The 17,544-nt window shown below is 67.6% G+C and carries 15 protein-coding genes and 1 pseudogene; 3 read left to right on the top strand and 13 right to left on the bottom strand.

Translation table 11 applies throughout. The features are described from left to right. Positions 1–16: 16 nt before the first annotated feature. Positions 17–1,261, top strand: a complete 1,245-nt coding sequence (locus GEM_RS26895; protein ID WP_014900582.1) for an acyl-CoA dehydrogenase family protein — start codon at positions 17–19, stop codon at positions 1,259–1,261. Positions 1,262–1,337: 76 nt separating this feature from the next. Continuing rightward, a complete protein-coding gene (locus tag GEM_RS26890) occupies positions 1,338–2,243 on the top strand; it encodes a LysR family transcriptional regulator (RefSeq protein ID WP_014900581.1) in 906 nt (301 codons plus the stop codon). 86 nt (positions 2,244–2,329) lie between these two features. On the opposite strand, the gene GEM_RS26885 is transcribed toward GEM_RS26890, so the two are convergent. The 13 genes and pseudogenes from GEM_RS26885 to GEM_RS26825 all read right to left on the bottom strand — a co-directional run bounded on the left by GEM_RS26885 (position 2,330) and on the right by GEM_RS26825 (position 17,198). Further along, the gene (locus tag GEM_RS26885) at positions 2,330–3,457 is read right to left on the bottom strand and encodes a J domain-containing protein (protein ID WP_014900580.1); all 1,128 of its coding nucleotides are present in this window, start codon (positions 3,455–3,457) and stop codon (positions 2,330–2,332) included. Positions 3,458–3,563: 106 nt separating this feature from the next. Continuing rightward, the gene (locus GEM_RS26880) at positions 3,564–4,166 is read right to left on the bottom strand and encodes a GntR family transcriptional regulator (RefSeq protein WP_272148417.1); all 603 of its coding nucleotides are present in this window, start codon (positions 4,164–4,166) and stop codon (positions 3,564–3,566) included. Positions 4,167–4,201: 35 nt separating this feature from the next. Then, a pseudogene (locus GEM_RS26875) lies at positions 4,202–4,513 on the bottom strand (aldehyde dehydrogenase family protein); the annotation flags it as partial. A gap of 66 nt (positions 4,514–4,579) precedes the next feature. Then, positions 4,580–4,903, bottom strand: a complete 324-nt coding sequence (locus tag GEM_RS26870) for a DUF4148 domain-containing protein (RefSeq protein ID WP_014900577.1) — start codon at positions 4,901–4,903, stop codon at positions 4,580–4,582. Between the two features lie 153 nt (positions 4,904–5,056). Further along, positions 5,057–6,022 (bottom strand): LysR family transcriptional regulator, encoded by a 966-nt coding sequence (locus tag GEM_RS26865; RefSeq protein ID WP_014900576.1) that lies wholly within the window; start codon positions 6,020–6,022, stop codon positions 5,057–5,059. A 37-nt stretch (positions 6,023–6,059) separates the two neighbouring features. Continuing rightward, positions 6,060–6,371, bottom strand: coding sequence for a hypothetical protein (locus GEM_RS26860; protein ID WP_014900575.1), 312 nt, complete (start codon positions 6,369–6,371; stop codon positions 6,060–6,062). A 451-nt stretch (positions 6,372–6,822) separates the two neighbouring features. Continuing rightward, a complete protein-coding gene (gene cynR / locus GEM_RS26855) occupies positions 6,823–7,770 on the bottom strand; it encodes a transcriptional regulator CynR (protein ID WP_039323046.1) in 948 nt (315 codons plus the stop codon). A gap of 248 nt (positions 7,771–8,018) precedes the next feature. Beyond that, complete coding sequence (locus GEM_RS26850) at positions 8,019–9,431, bottom strand: efflux transporter outer membrane subunit (RefSeq protein ID WP_014900573.1); 1,413 nt, start codon at positions 9,429–9,431, stop codon at positions 8,019–8,021. Continuing rightward, entirely contained in the window at positions 9,425–10,324 is a 900-nt protein-coding gene (locus GEM_RS26845) for an efflux RND transporter periplasmic adaptor subunit (RefSeq protein WP_014900572.1), read from the bottom strand. Before GEM_RS26845 ends, GEM_RS26850 begins: the two co-directional genes overlap by 7 nt. Before the next feature lie 2 nt (positions 10,325–10,326). Continuing rightward, complete coding sequence (locus GEM_RS26840; RefSeq protein ID WP_014900571.1) at positions 10,327–10,551, bottom strand: DUF1656 domain-containing protein; 225 nt, start codon at positions 10,549–10,551, stop codon at positions 10,327–10,329. Then, on the bottom strand, positions 10,548–12,614 hold the full coding sequence (locus GEM_RS26835) for an FUSC family protein (protein ID WP_014900570.1): 2,067 nt from the start codon (positions 12,612–12,614) through the stop codon (positions 10,548–10,550). Before GEM_RS26835 ends, GEM_RS26840 begins: the two co-directional genes overlap by 4 nt. A 492-nt stretch (positions 12,615–13,106) precedes the next feature. Further along, complete coding sequence (locus tag GEM_RS26830; RefSeq protein WP_014900569.1) at positions 13,107–15,479, bottom strand: DNA polymerase II; 2,373 nt, start codon at positions 15,477–15,479, stop codon at positions 13,107–13,109. Positions 15,480–15,635: 156 nt separating this feature from the next. Next, entirely contained in the window at positions 15,636–17,198 is a 1,563-nt protein-coding gene (locus tag GEM_RS26825; RefSeq protein WP_014900568.1) for an EAL domain-containing protein, read from the bottom strand. Between GEM_RS26825 and GEM_RS32395 the strand changes: the two genes are divergently transcribed. After that, positions 17,119–17,334 carry a hypothetical protein gene (locus GEM_RS32395; RefSeq protein WP_272148415.1) on the top strand — a complete coding sequence of 72 codons (216 nt, stop codon included), beginning with the start codon at positions 17,119–17,121 and terminating at the stop codon, positions 17,332–17,334. The two genes, GEM_RS26825 and GEM_RS32395, sit on opposite strands and share 80 nt — an antisense overlap. Positions 17,335–17,544 lie beyond the last annotated feature (210 nt).

Genomic DNA, 17,544 nt, shown 5'->3' with positions numbered 1-17,544 from the left:
TCTCGAGGAGTCGATCATGGATTTTGGCTACACCCCGAAAGTGGAAGAACTGTGCGAACGCGTGCGCGCGTTCATGGACGCGCACATCGTGCCGCGCATTCGTCAGTGGAACGAGGAAGTGCATGCGGGGCAGTATCCCGTGTCGTTCATGGAGGAACTGAAGGCGCGCGCGAAGGACGAGGGCCTGTGGAACCTGTTCCTGCCGCACCTGAAGGACGACGAGCCCGGCATGGGCCTGACGAACCTCGAATACGCGCCGCTCGCGGAGATCATGGGGCGCGTGAGCTGGGCGTCGGAAGTGTTCAACTGCAACGCGCCGGACACCGGCAACATGGAGCTGCTGCACCTGTTCGCGACGCCCGAGCAGCGCGAACAGTGGCTGCTGCCGCTGCTGCGCGGCGAGATCCGCTCGGCGTTCGCGATGACGGAGCCCGACGTCGCGTCGTCGGACGCGACCAACATCACGACGCGCATCGAGCGCGTGGGCGACGAGTACGTGATCAACGGCCGCAAGTGGTTCATCACGAACGCCGCGCACCCGAACTGCAAGATCTTCATCGTGATGGGCAAGACCGATCCCGATGCGGAATCGCACCAGCAGCAGAGCATGATCCTCGTGCCGCGCGACACGCCGGGCCTGACGATCCTGCGCAACATCACGGTGGTCAATCACTACGCGCCGGAAGGGCACTGCGAGATCACGTTCGACAACGTGCGCGTGCCGGCGCGCAACCTGCTCGGCGAGGAAGGCAGCGGCTTCGCGCTCGCGCAGGCCCGCCTCGGGCCGGGCCGCATCCATCACTGCATGCGTTCGATCGGCGCGGCCGAGCTCGCGCTGGAACTGATGATCGACCGCGCGCAGTCGCGCGAAGCGTTCGGCAAGCCGCTGAACCGGCACGGCACGATCGGCGAATGGATCGCGCGCTCGCGCATCGAGATCGACCAGGCGCGCCTGCTGGTGCTGAAGGCCGCGTGGATGATCGACAAGGTCGGCGCGAAGGCCGCCCGCAAGGAAATCTCGATGATCAAGGCGCTCGTGCCGACCGTGTACACGAACGTGTGCGACCGCGCGATGCAGGTGTTCGGCGCGGCGGGCCTGAGCCCCGACACGCCGCTCGCCGACCTGTGGACCTGGGGCCGTGCGCTGCGCTTCGCCGACGGTCCGGACGAGGTGCACCTGCAGGCGATCGCGCGGATGGAGATCAAGGACGCCGTGCGCGGTTCGACCGAACCGTACCTGACGCGGCCGCCGCGCGGTTGAGCCGCGCGCCGCGCGAGGGAGCGTCATGGACGAACGGGAGGCGCGCGCCGTAAGATGCCGGCAAGGAGATCCGGCGATGCGCCTTTCGAAGATTGATCTGAACCTGTTCGTCGTATTCGAGGCGATCTACAACAAGCGCAACCTGACGCGCGCGGCCGAGGTGCTGAACCTCACCCAGCCGGCCGTCAGCAACGCGCTGGCGCGGCTGCGCAAGACGCTGAACGACCCGCTGTTCGTCAGTACGCCGGCCGGGATGATGCCGACCCCGATGGCCGAGAACATCGTCGGCCGCGTGCGCGAGGCGCTGCAACTGCTCGATTCGAGCGCACATGAAGGCGACGTGTTCGATCCGGCTTCGTCCGAGCGCGTGTTCCGGCTCAGCATGAGCGACCTGACCGAGGCGCTGCTGCTGCCCGCGCTCGGCGAATTGCTGCAGACGCATGCGCCCGGTATGCACGTGCGCAGCTATACGATGGACCGCCGCGAAGTGGCGACCGCGCTCGCGAACGGCTCCGTCGACATCGCGATCGATGCGCCGCTGATCGGCGATCCGCACCTGCACCAGACGCTGCTCGTTCGCGACCGCTACGCATGCATGATCCGCGACGATCACCCGTTCAAGGGCGATACGCTGACCATGGACGACTACCTGTCGATGGGGCACATCCACGTGTCGAGCCGCCGCAAGGGCAGCGGGCACGTCGATGCGGAACTGACGCGGCTCGGGCTGCGCCGCAACATCCAGATGCGCGTGCAGCACTACATGGTCGCGCCGCTGATCGCGATGCGCGGCGATCTCGCGCTGACGGCGCCGCTCCGGCTGCTGCAACGCTATCCGGCGCGGATTCTCGAACTGCCGTTCGAGATGCCGGGCCTCGAATACTTCTGCTACTGGCATCGCAGCGCCGATCAGGATCAGGGGAGTCGGTGGCTGCGGGAGCAGTTGATGATGATGATGGGCGGGATGGGCGAGCCGCAGTGACGCGCGCAGGCCGTGCCCATTACGCGTTCGCGGCCAGTGTCGTCGTGGCCTGAAACGCCGGTCGGGCGGGGAGCGCCCGCGCGCGCTCAGAACGAATCGTCGTCGAAGCGGGAAGATGCCGGCCGGCGCTTCATATCCTTCAGCCAGTCCCTGACCTTTGCCGGATCGTCGAACTCGCGCAGCGCGACCGTCAGGTCCTGGTTGCTGCGCTGCATGCCGGCAATGTCGCGCGTGAGCATGCGGACGACGGTATCGGGCGCAAGCTTGGTGGACGACGCGATGCCGTAAGTCCGCCGGAAATCGCCCTCGACGTGCACGATCTCCTGATCCAGCTCGCGGATCTGCTCCTCCAGGATGCCGTTGTAGCGCGTCAGCCGCGCTTCGCTCAGCCCGTCGATCGCACGCCGGTCGATCTGTTCGATCTCCAGTTGCAGTTCCAGCAACTGCAGGAGATTACCCTTCGCATAGGCATGGTTGACCCGCTGCATCAGCACGGTCTTGCGTTCCTGTTCGCCGGGATCGGTTTCGCGATCGGGATGCAGCGCGCTGGCGAGCTTGCGATAGATCTCGCGAATCGACTTGCTCGATTCGGCCTGTTCGGCTTCGCGCCTGGCCTGCTCGGCCGATTGCTTCGGTGCTTTCTTGCGCTTCGCGCGCTGGGCCTCGCGGGCCGCGTGAGCGGCCATGTCGCGCTCGAACTGTGCGTCCAGTTCGGCCTGCATCCGCTCGGCGAGTTCGTCGGGCGACAGCGAGTCGAGATCGTCTGCCGGCCCCGTGTCGGGCGCCGGCTCCGGTTCCCGCTTCATCGGTGCGGGAGCGGCAGCGGCGTTGCCGACATCGCTGGCTGCGTGATGCCGGCTGTAGATGACCTTCAGCGCTGCGTCGTCGCTGACGTTCAGCAGGTCGCGCGCCATACCGGCGATCAGGTCGGAAAGCGTGCGTTGTTCGGCCTTGCTCAGGCCCTTCTGCAGGAACGCGTCGTCGAGCAGATGGATCAACCTGATCCGCAGCGCCGTCGATTCCTGTTCGAGCGGCAACAGCCCGTCGACGAATTTCTTGTGGAAGACCGGCATGACGGCTTCCCACGCACCGAGACGTTCGCGCCGCTTTTCGATGTGCTTGACGAGCGTATTGAAGGTTTTCTGGGCTTTCGACAGGCTGGCTGTCTCGTGGCCGGGCGCGATGGCGACCGCGGCACCGCGTCGTGCGGTCATGATGAATGTCCTCCGGCCGCGGCAGGAGGCGCGGCAGGGCGGTATTTTAGCCGGACCGGCGCGTGCGCGTGCCGGCCTGCGGCGTGCCGACGGCGAAGCCCGTGCGTTACAGCACGGCCATCGATTCCGTCATGTTCTGCTTCATGTAGTCGAGGAAGCGCTTCTGGAACAGCATCGTATGCTCGTGCGCGGCACGCTCGGCCGCATCGGCATCGCGCCGCACGATCGCGTCGATCAGTTCGTCGTGGTCGCGGCCGAGCTTGGCCGCCGTCGGCGAACTCACGGTGAAGTCGAAATGCAGATGGAGCAGGCGCTGCCCTTCGCCGAGCAGCCGCTCGTAGTAGCCGACGAAGTACGGGTTGTTCGCGGCGTGCGCGATCGCCATGTGGAGCGCCTTGTTGGTCTCCGACATCGCCTGGAAGTCGCCGCTCGCGACGGCCGCCATGTAGACGTCGTCGGCCTTGCGGATTTTCGCGAGGTCGGCTTCGGAGCGCTGCGTGGCCGCGAGCCGCGTGACCGCGCGCTGGATCAGGTCGAGCGCCGAGATGTATTTCGGGAATTCCTCGATCTCGAACGGCGTGACGAGCGTCGTGCGGTTCGGCAGGATCGTGACGAGCCCCTCGCTGCTCAGCCGGGCAATGGCGTCGCGCACCGGCGAGCGCGACAGCCCGAACTGCGCGGGCCGGCCGCCGCCCGTCACGAGCCGCACGCGACCGTGGTCAGACCCTTGTCGTACTGCCCGCGGCTGACCGGCGCGCCGACGTCCGCGCCGCGGCCCGTCACGACGTTCAGTACGCCGGCCGGCAGCCCGGCAGCGGCGGCGATGCCTGCCGGCGCCAGCGCGGTGAGCGGCGTGAGTTCGGACGGCTTGAGCACCATCGTGCAGCCGGCCGCGAGCGTGGGCGCGACCTTCCACGCGCCCATCAGCAGCGGAAAATTCCACCGGACGATCGCGCCGGCCACACCGATCGGCTCCTTCCGGACGACCGTGCCGAGGCGTTCGTCCGCGAGCGGCACTGGCGTTTCAGCGCCGTCCTCGGGCCGGCCACCGACGGCATCGCAGTGTCGGGCGGCGAGAGTCCGGCTCGGGAAGCCGTCCTCGCCGCGCCGAGCGGCGGCGTGTTACTGCTTCACTGCCGCAGCCACGGGCGCGCCCGAGAACGTGCCCGGCGCGCCGGTCGAGCCGTATGCGGCTTCGCTGCTCTTGTGTTCGGCGAGCCGCTTCGCGGCCAGGCGCTCCTGCGCGGCGACGATATCGTCCGGATAGTTGTCGCCGTCGCCGGTCGACGGGTTGTAGCCGACCGATTCGAGGTCGAGCAGTTCCTGGCGAACCTGCGCACGCGTGAGCGTCGAGTGCGACGACTGCGCGTAAGACACGGTCGGTGCGGCGAGGAGAACGGTGGCGGTAGCGGCGACGGTGGCGATGGTAACGATGATGGATTTCACAATTTCCTCAGACGGTTTCGTTGGGGTTGGGCGCGAATGCGATGCGCTGAACCGATGCGACAAGTTTAGGAACCCGGATCGAGCGGATATACGGCGAATCCTGGCGAGCTGTGTTCCAGAATCAGTGAGAGTGGCGGTGCACGACGACGCGCTTCACGCATCGGCAGCCGCCGCGACGGCGACCCGCGGGTTGATCGCGCTGACCGCGCGCGGTTGGGTGATCGACGGCAGCCTGAACCGGTCGGCGGCGAGATCGACGAACGCGCGCACCTTGCCGGGCAGGAATTCGCGGCCCGGGTACACGAGCGACACGGCCACGCCGTCGTTCACGATCCGGTAGTCGCCGAGCACGCGCGTCAGCGTGCCGATGCGCAGGTCGTTCGCGACCGCGTATTCGGGCAGCAGCGCGATGCCGCTGCCGGCCAGCGCGAGCTGACGCTGCATCAGTGCGCTGTTCACCGTGACCGGCGCATCGAGCGGGATCGCGTCGAGCGTGCCGCTCGGGCCGGCCCACCGGTAGGTTTTCGCCCCTGCCGCCAAGCCGACGATCCGGTGGCCGTCGAGGTCGGCCGGCCGCCGCGGCGGCGCCGCTTCGAGCAGGTAGCCGGGCGATGCGACCGCGACGAGCGGCGCATGCACCAGCGTGCGCGAGACGACGGACACCGACGTGATCATCGTGTCGGCGACGATGCCGGCATCGAACCCGCCGCCGAGCAGGTCGACTTCCGATTCGCTCAGCGTGATGTGCAGCGACACGTCCGGATGGCGCGACTGGTAGTCGGCGAACAGCCCGGCCAGTTCCGTCGACATCAGGCTGTGCAGCACGACGACGTTCAGGTCGCCGCAGATCCGGCTCGACTCCTGCGTCGCGCGCGATTCGATCTCGGCGAGATCCATCAGCAGCGCGCGGCACCCGTCCGCATAGCGGACGCCGACTTCGGTCAGCACCGTCTTGCGCGTCGAGCGTTGCAGCAGCTTCACGCCCAGGTGCGATTCGAGATCGCCGACGTAGCGTGTGACCAGCGACGGCGATAGATTCAGCTGGTTGGCGGCATGGGAGAAATGATGCGTGTCTGCAACCTTGAGAAAGACCCGCATCGCACTGAACAGATGGTTCACGACGGTTCCTGTAGCAGGGGTGTTGGAGACGGCGCTATCAGCTGCCGAAGTAGACGTTGCAGAAGCTCACCGGGCCGACGCAGTCGGCGTCCGGGGTGGCCGGCGCGGTCGGGGTGAGGGCCGGCGTTTGGCGAAGCGGCACGACGAGCTTCGGCGCGGCGGCGCGCACGCCGCTGTCGTCGTTCGAGCGTGCGGCGAGTTGCGTGGTGCCGGCCTGATCGGCAGCGTGCGATCGCTGCTGGACGGCGGGCACTGCCGGCTGTTGTTGTGCGTATGCGCTTGCGGTTGCGGTGACGCTGGAGAACGCGATGAGGGCGACTGCGACAGGGGCAAGGATCGACTTTGACATTTAGGATTCCGATCAGATGAATGTGGATTTTTACCAATTCGATTCGGTATCTCGGCGTGGTCGAGTCGTCTTGTCGATGGCCGGGGGGCGTGTCGGATTCTTCTTGTCGAGTCTGGTCGGCGTGCTGCGGAAGGATCGTGCGACATGGGCACCGGGGCCCTCGACGCCGGGATTCGGCGCGACCGATTCACCTGGAATCGATGACGAAAGGATGAAGGAAAACCCTGATCGTGTCCAAGGCGTATTTCCGATCCGGTCGATAAGGCAAATCGATCGTTAACCGGTCAATCAAGCGCGCATGCGATAACCGGTTGATTATGGAATCCGAAATGAAATGTGCGACATGTGCGCGGCTAAACGCACAAGCGCCGCATCCGTCGCGCGGATGCGGCATTGGCTCGACACGACGGGTTGTGCGACGCGCGCCGCCGGTCGGGCGGCGGCGCAGGTGTCACGGCTGATCGCGCACCGTGAGCGTGCGCAGCGACGACAGGCTGCCGTGTTCGAGCATCTCGCGCACCATCTCCGCGAACGCCGTCGCCGCGACGGTCCGATAGGCGCCCTTGCGGCGCAGCAGCGCGACCGTGCGCACGGGAAACGGCGGATCGAGCGGCACGTACTGCAGGTCGCGATGCTCGAACTCGATCGTGCCGGGCAGGATCGTCGCGATCTTGCCGCGGCTCACGATCTTCAGCACTGCGCTGATCGAATTCGCTTGCAACGCGACGTCGGGCTGCATGGCGTACGTCTGGAAATAGCTGTCGACATAGAAGCGCGACACGAAGCTCGTCGTCAGCAGCGCGAGCGGCGTCTCGGCAAGCTGGGTCGGCGTGACGGGCTCATGCTGCGCAGTCAGCGGATGCGTGCGGCCGACCACCAGCATCAGTTGCTCGGGAAACAGCGCCTCGGCCTCGATTTCGTCGGAGCGCACGTCGACGAAGCCGAACGCGAGGTCGACCTGGTCGTCGCCGAGCGCGGTCTCCACCGCATCGAGCGACATCTCGGTGATCTCGACGACGATGCCCGGATAGCGTTCGTGAAACTGCTCGATCACGGGCGCGACGAGGTATTCGGTGAAGGTCGGCGTGAAGCCGACCCGCAGTTGCCCGCGCGACAGGTCGTGCACGTCGTGCAACGCGCGTTGCGCGGTGAGCAGGTCGTTGTACGCGCGGCGCGCATAGTCGAGGTAGACGCTGCCGAAATCGGTGAGCTGGACCATGCGGCCGCTGCGGTCGAACAGTTGCGCGCCGAGCTCGTCTTCGAGCTGGCGAACCTTCTGCGACAGAGCGGATTGCGACACGCTGAGCGCTTCGGCGGCCCGCGTGAAATTGCGGTGCTCGTCGATCGCCAGCAGATAGCTGATGTTGCGAAGCAGGGGGCTGCGTTGGGTGAACTTCATCTTCCGCGGAATGAGTCGCTGGTCGCGTGGGTCGGGCATCGCGCCATTATGCGCCGGTTGCGTCGTGGCGGTTCGGGGTCGTGCATGGCGCGGCGTGGTGCGCTCGCGCACCACGATGCCGGGGCCGGGCGCGCCGGCCGCGATCGGCGCGCCTGCTGCGTCGTCGTGCAGCAGGCTGGCGGCGGCACCGGCGTGCCGGCCCGCATCGGTGGGCGCCGCGGGTTCGATCGCGATGTCGTCGGGCGTGCTCATTGCCAGCCGCCTCCCAGTGCCAGGAACGTCGCGATCTGGTCGTTGTTCACATCCTGACGCGCGGCCGCGACGGCCGTTTCCGCGGCGACCCACGTGCGCTCGGCGTCGAGCGCCGCGAGCCCGCCGACCCGGCCGCCGCGCCGCAGTTCCGCGGTCCGGTCCATCACGTCGCGTGCGGCGTCGCGCGACGCCTCGAGGTGCTGCAGCCGGTCGAGCGCACCCGCATAGGTGTCGAGCGACGTCTCGGTTTCGCGCAGCGCGGTGAGCACCGTCGAGTCGAAGTGAGCGAGGCTCGCGCGGCTGTCGGCCCGGGCGGCTTCGATGCGGTCGCGGATTGCGCTGCGATGCAGGTCCCACGTCACCATCGGGCCGACCGCGAAGCGGTTCGTCAGCGGCGTGAAGAACGCGGCGGCGCCGCCGGTCGAGCCGATGCTCGCGCCGAGCTTGATGTCCGGATACAACGCGGCGGTTTCGACGCCGATGCGCGCCGTCGACGCGGCGAGCCGGCGCTCGGCCGCGCGCACGTCAGGGCGGCGCTTCAGCAGCGCGCGCCCGTCGCCGCTTGGAATCGGCTTCGACAGCGCGAGCGGCGTGCGGCACGCGAGCAGCGCGCGATCGTAGTTTTCCGGCGGCTGCCCGGTCAGCGTCGCGAGTCGGAATGCCGAGTTGAGCCGGCGCGCTTGCAGTGGCGCGAGCTGCGCGCGGCTGCTGTCGATGCCGCCCTGGTCGCGCTGCTGCTCGAACGTCGGCGTGCGGCCGTTCGCGATCAGCTGGCGGGTGAGCGCGAGCCGCTGCTGCTGAATCGTGATCGCGCGCTGCAGTACGTCGATCTGGTTGCCGGCATTGCACAGGTCCGAATACGCGCGCGTGACCTCCGCGGCGACGTTCACGCGCACGAGGTCGCGCGCCGCGGTGACGGCCTCGTTGTCGGCGGACGCCGCCTCGATCCCGCGCCGGATCCCGCCGAACAGGTCGAGGTCGTAGCTCATCGTGAGCCCGATGTTGTAGATCTCGTGCCGCGGCGGTTCGACATGCGACAGCACCGCGGCCGCGGACTGCTGCGTGTAGTTGGTCGACGCGTCGACGCCAATGCTCGGCTCGCGCGCCGTACGCGTCGCCGCCAGCAGCGCATGACTGCGTTCGAGGTTCGCCTGCGCGGCGCGCAGGTCGACGTTGCTGGCCAGCGCCTTTGCGACGAGACCGTCGAGCACCGGATCGTTGTAGAGGCGCCACCAGTGATCGGGCAGCGGATCGGTCGACGCGACCGATGCGCCCGCAACGAAAGCGCCGTTGGCGGCCGGTGCGTTCACGAGCGCATTCGACGGCACGCGGTAGTCGGGGCCCACCTCCGCACAGGCGGCGAGCGCGATGCACAGCACGGCGATGGCGGTCCTGCGCAGGCTCACCATGGCAGGCTCCTGCGCACCGTGACGTCGCCGGCGCGCGCATGGATCTGGACCGACGCGGTCTGCCCCGGTACGAGCCGCACGCCGGGCGGCGCCGAATCGATCACGACCCGCACCGGGATGCGCTGCGCGAGCCGCACCCACGTGAACGCGGGGTTCACGTTCGCGAGCTGCGCGTCGCCGCCCGCACGTTCGCGGTCCTCGACGCCGCCGGCGATGCTCTGCACATGGCCGCGAATCTCGCTCGCGACGCCCATCAGGTAGATGCTGGCCGGATCGCCGACATGAATCGCCGGCAGCTTGGTTTCCTCGAAATAGCCCTCGACGCGCAGCGACGTGTCGTTCACCAGCGCCATCGCGCCCTTGCCGGCGTTCAGGTAGACGCCGGGCAGCAGCCCGACGTTGGTCACCGTGCCGTCGATCGGCGCGCGCACGAGCGTGCGCTCGAGGTTCAGCGCGGCGAGGTTGCGCGCGGAGCGGGCCTGTGCGAGCGCGGCACGCAGCTTCTCGACGCGCGTCGTGCCCTGCTGGGTCGACTCCTCGGCGACCACGTCCGGCATCGCGCGGTTGCGGCGGTCCTCGCGAATCGCTTCGTCGAGTTCGGCCTGCTCGCTCGCGATGTTCGCGTCGGCCTGCTCGAGCGCGATCCGGTAGCGCGACGGGTCGATCACGAGCAGCACCTGGCCCTTCGTCACCTTCTGGTTGTCGTGGACGCGCACGTCGGTGACGAGGCCGCTGACGTCGGGTGCGATCGGCACCACGTCGGCGCGGACCTTGCCATCGCGCGTGAGCGGCTCGATCTGGTAGCGGACCCACAGTCCGTAGATCGCGCCGAGGATGCCGAGGATGATGGCGGCCGTCAGCACCGTACGCAACAAGGGGATGATTCGTTTCATGATCAGGAGAGCAGGCGATACGGGAAATAGGCGTCGGCGAGACGGGCGATGCCCCACCACAGCAGGAAGAAGGCCGCCAGTTCGAGCAGCGCGGGTTGCCACAGCAGCACGCGCAGCGGCAGGCGCAGCAGCACGCCGCGCAACAGGAACGTGACGGCCAGCGCCACGACGGCCCATGCGAGCGCGGACGGCATGTAGATGCCGAAAATATGGATCTCTTCGATCATCGCGTCGTTCCTTCGACGAGTTGCACATGCGGGAACAGGTTGCAGCGCATGCCGACCAGCGCGAGCAGCGTGGCATCGTCGCGGCCGGTGGAATTGCGCGCGGCCGCGCCGATCGCGCGAGTAAGCGCGCGCATCAGCGGCGCCGTGGCCGGAATCGGGTGGTGCGCGTCGGCGCGGGCGCGATACAGGTTCGACACCTCCTCGAGCGCGGCCTCGATTGCGTCGCGCGTGTGCGCGTCGCCCTTGTCGAGCCTCTCGCGCACCTGGATGATGTTGCGGCCGATGCGCAGGTCGCTCAGGCCGTCGACTGCATGCAGCGCATCGTCCGGATTCGCGAATGCCATGCGCGCGGCCACCTGGCCGAGCCGATCGACCGCGCGCGCGGTCCATGCGGGCGCATCGAGCGGCCGGTGCGGATCGGCCATCTGCGCGAGATCGGCCCAGTTCTGGCGCACGATCCGGTAGGCCGTCCAGCGCGTGCTGGCCGAGCGGAACAGTCTGGTCACGACGAGCGTCGTGACGATGCCGCCGACCTGTGCGAGCCCCGTGTTGAGGAACAGCGCGAAGTCGGCCTGGAAACGATCGAGAAAGCCCATGGCGACGATGAAGCAGGAGAACATCGGGAGTGCGCGTGCGGTGCGCGCGGGATCGGCCTGGATGTAGCCCATCCAGATGAAGGCCGGTGCGAGCGTCAGGATCAGCATCCCGGCGCCGTCGACACGCGGCAGGATCACGAATAGGTACAGCGCGGCGAGCGGGAAGGTGACGAGCGTCGCTACGAGGTAGCGGCCGATCACGGGCGCGGGATCGTCCTGCGCCGCGAACGAGCAGGTGACGAGCGCGGCGAATGCGGCGGTCGCCGAGCCGTTCGGCCAGGCGAGCAGGATCCACACCGCGCAGTAGATGATGATCGCGGTGGTCGTCGCGGCGCCGGCGAGTAGCGCAAGACCGTGATCGCGCGCGAGCTTGAAGCGGCGCGCGCCGTCGACGGGCGGCAGGTGGCGCGCGAGCTCGGCGTCGCTTTCCGCGAAGGTGCGCACCAGCCCACGCGCCGCGTGCAGCGTGTCGATGAAATCGGCGGTGCGGTCGAACAGGTTCGCGGCAAGCAGCGACGTCCAGGTCGGATCGAGCAGGCGCTCGGCCGCCAGCGCGCGGCAACGCGCGGCGAGCCCGACGTCGAGCGCTTCGCCGACTTCCTGCGACGCGTGCAGGTCGTCGATGACTGCGTCGACCAGCGCGGTGGTTTCCGCATCGACTGCGTTCAGCGAGCGCAACTGGTCGAGCCGGTTCGCGGCGGCCGACGCGATCGACAGCAGCGCGGCGAGACGGTGCTGCAGCGCGGTGACTGTGTCGCGCGTCGCGAGCGCGAAGCGCTGGTCGAACGGCAGCGTCGTCGCGATCATCCCGAGTTCGGTGACGTCGGCCGCGAGCTTGCGGCGATGCTCGTGTTCGAGCCGCGTGTGATGCGTGCCGAATGCCTCGGCTGTCCAGCGGCACGCATCGCCGAGAAACGACAGCGCGCGCTCGTGAATCACGGGCCGGCTGTTCGCGGGCTTCAGCAGCATGTGTGTGATCGTCACGCACAGGATCGCCACCGTCATTTCCTCGACGCGCGACACCGCGGTGATGAAGATGTTGGTCGGATCGTCGAGATACGGGAAGCAGATCACGGCCGAACTGAACGCGGCCATCTGGAACAGGAACGCACGCGGCGTGCGGTCGAGCACTGCGAGATAGATGCAGAGGCCGATCCACAGCGCGAGGCACAGCACCAGCAGCACCGGCGAATTCTGCAGATTGGGAGCGACCACCACCGAGACGACCGCGCCCGCGGCGATGCCTGCGAGCCGATAGATCGTCTTGGGCCGGAAGGCGCCGGCCATCGGCTGCGCGGTCACGTAGACCGTCAGCAGCGCCCACCACGGACGCGGAAAGCTGACGGCAAACGAGATCAGCAGCACGAGCGCGGCGGCGATAAAAGTGCTGATCGAGAAAAGGAGCTTTCTCGGATCGATGGAGAATGGATCGCGCAACCGTAGCGGCGCGACGGTGGCTTTCGACACGTCGGTTTCCTTGGGCGAGACAGGCGGAGTGTGTTGCTGCGGCTGCGCTACGGCGTCGGAGGCGGCGTGCCGCACGTCATGTCGTGCAGCGCCGGTTTGCGGCATGCGCCGCGGCGGAGGGAGGCGGGGTGTGCGGGACCAGGAGACCGCACGGAAAGGAGGTTTGTTGCAGGCATTTCAAGCACGGCGTGCACGCCTTTTCCTTGTTGTTCAAGCGCATGGCGACACACATCGGTGACGGCGGATGCCACGAAAACTCGGGGACGAAGGATCAGGGTTTCGTTCGATTGCGATGGACGAAATTGTGCGCTGCGGCGCGCGCGGCGTCCAAGTCGGATTTCCGACCGGGTCGATCGGTTTTACTTATCGCTCGACGTGCAGGCCCGCCTGAATGCCGATCGGTGCGGGTGGGTGGTCTGAAGAGAACGGGGCGCGAAGCGGTTGCGTGTGCAACCGTGTGACCGGATGGGCGAACGCGGTGTCGCCGCTCCGTCAGTCGCCGAACAATTGCCCCTGCCCCGAAATCACGCGTTCGAAATCGTCCCGCAGAAACGGCAGGATCGCATCGGCGACCGGCTGCAGCTGGCGGCTCACGTAGAACGCGTAGTCGATCGGCGAGCGCATCGTCTCGAGCGGCTCCGGGCCGGCCGTCGTCATCACGTAGCTGATCCAGCCGCCGCGCTGGTACTGCAGCGGCCGGCCGCGCGCGTGGTTGAATTCGTCGGCGATCCGCGCGGCGCGCACGTGCGGCGGCACGTTGCGTTGATATTCGCTCAACGGCCGGCGCACGCGCTTGCGATAGATCAGTTGCGCGTCGTATTCGCCGGCGAGCGTGCGGCGCACGTAATCGCGAATGAAGTCCTGGTACGGCTCGCGCTTGAACACGCGCCGGTAGAGTTCGCGCTGGAACGCCTGCGCGAGCGGCGTCCAGTCCGTGCGCACCGTTTCGAGCCCCTTGAACACGAGGTCTTCGCCGCCGTCCGCCGCCCGTGCGAGACCCGCGTAGCGCTTCTTGCTGCCTTCCTCCGCACCGCGAATGGTCGGCATCAGGAAGCGCCGGTAATGGCGCTCGTACTGCAGTTCGAGTGCGCTTTCCAGCCCGAAGCGATCGCGCAGGTGCGCCTGCCACCAGCGGTTCACGTGGTCGACGAGCGCGCGGCCCTTGGCGGCGGCTTGCTCGTCGTCGTGCTCGCGCCCGAGCCAGACGAACGTCGAATCGGTATCGCCGTAGATGACTTCGTAGCCTTGTGCTTCGATCAGCTCGCGCGTGCGATGCATGATCTCGTGGCCGCGCATCGTGATCGACGACGCGAGGCGCGGATCGAAGAACCGGCAGCCGGTCGAGCCGAGCACGCCGTAAAACGAATTCATGATGATCTTCAGCGCCTGCGACAGCGGCGCGTTGCGCTGGCGTTTCGCTTCGTCGCGACCTTCCGACACGCGCCGCACGATGTCGGGCAGGCAATGCGCGGTACGCGAGAAGCGCGCGCCGAGGAAGCCGGGCACCGACGTGTCGTCGCCCGGATGCGCGAGCCCTTCGATCAGCCCGGCCGGGTCGATCAGGAAGGTGCGGATGATCGACGGATAGAGGCTCTTGTAGTCGAACACGAGCACCGAGTCGTACAGGCCGGGCCGCGAGTCCATCACGAAGCCGCCGGGGCTGTTCTGTCCCGTCACGTCGCCGAGGTTCGGCGCGACGTAGCCGAGCCGGTGCATGCGCGGCAGGTACAGGTGCGTGAACGCGGCGACCGAGCCGCCGGTGCGATCGGCCGCGAGGCCCGTGACGGTCGCGCGTTCGAGCGCGAAGGACAGCAGGTCGGCCTTGTCGAAGATGCGCGTGACGAGCTCGCAGTCCTTCAGGTTGTAGCGCGCGAGCGCCGGCTTGTCGTGATCGAAGCGGCGCTGGATCTCGTCCATCCGCTGGTACGGATTGTCGATCGATTTGCCTTCGCCGAGCAGCGACTGCGACACGTATTCGAGGCTGAACGACGGGAACGTCCACGTCGCCGATTTCAGCATGTCGATGCCGTCGAGGATCAGGCGGCCGGCCGCGCCCGCAAAGAAGTGGTCGGGCTGCTGGCCGTGCGCGCGCCAGTCGAGCACGCTGCCGCCGCGGCCGAGCTTCAGCGGCACGCCGTATTGTTCCGCGTGCGCGTGCAGGATGCGCAGGTCGAACTGCACGAGGTTCCAGCCGATCACCGCATCGGGATCGTGCGCGGCGAACCAGTCGTTGAGCCGCGCGAGCATCTCGGCCCGGCTGTCGCAGTAGTCGAGGCGGAAGTCGACGGCCGGCGCGTCGCCGTTCGGCGGGCCGAGCATGTAGACCTGCCGCTGCCCGCAGCCTTCGAGCGCGATCGAATACAGCTCGCCGTGGACGCTGGTCTCGATGTCGAGCGACACGCAGCGCAGCGCCGGTCGGTAGCCGGTCGCCGGTTTCAGTTCGCCGTCGGTCAGCGTGCCGTCGCGGCCGGCCGTGCCGCGAAACAGCACGGGCGCGGTGATGAAGCGCTCCATCGTGTAGCGGTCGGGCGGCTGCACGTCGGCTTCGTAGACGTCGACGCCGGCCGCGGCAAGGCGTTTCTGCAGCGCGGAAAGATGGCGGTAGCGCCGGCAGTAGAGCCCGGCTACGGTGCGCTGGCGGAAATCGCGCAGCGCAAGCGGGCGCAGTTCGGTATCGCGTTCGCCGGCCAGTGCGCGTTCGGCGAGCGGCTGCTGCTCGGCCGGCACGAACGCGACGGCTTCCTGCGGACGCAGCCGCACGCGGCGCGGACCGTGTTCGGTTGCCAGCCAGAACTCGATCTCGATGCCGGTCGCGGTGTCCCGCCAGTGGCGGGTGAGGATGAAGCCCTGCTCGAACGCCGTCAAAACGCTTGCTCGTCGTGGATGCTCAGGCGGCGGATTTTAGCGCCTGCGCGCGGTTCCCGCGCGTCGATCGATGCGACACGGGGGCGGAGCGACGCGCGCACGCACGCGCTCGGTATCGCGCTGCGGGGGCGTCGAACGTCCGGTGCCGGCCGCGGCCTACGCCGGCATCGCTGCGAATTCCTGCTTCAGCTGTTCCGGTCGCTGCGGCCGCTGGTACAGGTAGCCTTGCGCATACTGAATCCCGACCGCGTGCAGCGCGCGATGCTGTTCTTCGGTTTCCACGCCCTCGGCAATGATCTTCAGGTCGTAGTGGCGCGCGACGGCCGCGATCCCCTCGATCAGTTTCGCGTTGCCCGTCGTCAGCTGCGAGATGAACTGCCGATCGATCTTCACATAGTCGAACGGAAAGCGCGACAGCAGGTCGAGATTGCTGTGATGCGTGCCGAAATCGTCGATTGCGAACTTCGCGCCTTTCGAGCGCAGCGCGGCAAACATCGCGGTGGTGCGCGCGTTCTTTTCGAGCAGGATCCGCTCGGTCACTTCGAGCACCAGCGTGAAGCCCGGCGGAAGCCGGCGGATCGTGTCTTCGATGACGGCCACGAAACGCGCGCGTTCGAGATCCTTCGGTGCGACGTTGATCGCGATGTGCAGCGGCATCGACGGCGCGAGTTCGGTCAGTTCCGACGCAGCCGTTCGAAGCACGAATTCAGTCACCTTCGGCAGAAGCGTGCTCGATTCCACTTGCGGCACGAACACGGCCGGGCTGATCGCCCCCCATTTCGGATGGTGCCAGCGCAGCAGCGCCTCGACGCCTACGGTCCTGCGCGTTTCGATGTCGACGATCGGCTGGTACACGACGTGGAACTCGTCGCGCTTCAGTGCATTGCGAACCGCCTTCAGCAACAGCCGCCGCGGCGCCATCGCGAGCAGGTACGCGGCCCCGATGAGCCCGTTCAGCAGCAGCGCGATCGTGATGGAGATCAGTTGATAGTGCCGCTGCACCCGCGAAACGTAGGAGCCGGACGCGGTGACGGATACCGTGAACGGCCAGCGGGACGATGCAATCGTGCTGCCGGGCGCCGGCGCCGCGCCGGATTCCGGCACGAAGATGCCACGCTGATCGAGGCTGCCCGCGCCCTTGATCGACAGCATCGCGGTTTCCACGCCGTAGCGGGCGCCGTGAGCCAGCATGTCGGCGACGTAGTCACCCTCGACCAGGTACAGGATGCCCGAACCGTGCACGGTCGAGCGAAACACCGCCAGCACCGGCACGCGATGCTGAAACGGCGTCTGCGGCAGCAGGGTGGTGACCGTGGCGCCCGGTTCCGGCGTGCGCACGTACGCGTCGAGCGGGACGTCGATCGCGCCCAGCGCCGACGAGCAGGTGAGGCGACCGTCGTTGACCAGCGCGACCGCGCGCAGGTAGCGCAGGTGAGTGCCCACTTCGGCCAGCGTCCTGAAGACCGCCGCGCACGGCCGCCCGACCAGTGCAAGCAGCTCGTCCGTGTGGCGCGAGTGAACGCCGTCCAGGATGCGGTCGACCGAACTCACGATGTCGTTCGCGACGACACGCTCGTGCCGGGCAACCGATTCGCGCACGAGACGCTCGGCCACGATGAGCGCCACGACGAGCACGAGCATGCAGACGATCGCGGTAATGGAGAAGACGATGTGCGGCCACGCCCCGCTGCGCTGGAATACGGGCTTCGGGCCCGGCATGGGCGTGGTGGTTCCTCGGGTCGCGTTTGTTGTTGTGCGCATGGGAATGCAGGTCGAACCGGTCGAAGGACAGACGCAGAGCATTCGCCATGCCTGGACCGGAGCACGGCGGCTCGTGCCGATATCGGGACGCTGATCGATTCTACGCTCGCGACCGCTTGAAGCGGCAAGGCGGCGGAATCGCCGGTGTCGGCGCGCTTCTCGGTAACCAATAACATACATCGGGTTTGAATGTATGTTGGCTTGGCGCATCGAAAAAAACCCCGGCCGCATCGGAGTGCGGCCGGGATGGAAGACACCGTCTCTTGGCACGAGGTTGGTGCGCCGCAAGTATAAGATGCAGCGC

The sequence above is a fragment of the Burkholderia cepacia GG4 genome, assembly GCF_000292915.1.
GTDB classification, from domain to species: domain Bacteria; phylum Pseudomonadota; class Gammaproteobacteria; order Burkholderiales; family Burkholderiaceae; genus Burkholderia; species Burkholderia cepacia_D.
The sequence above is the reverse complement of the archived record's forward strand: the minus strand, read 5'-3'. Positions and strand labels throughout refer to the sequence as shown.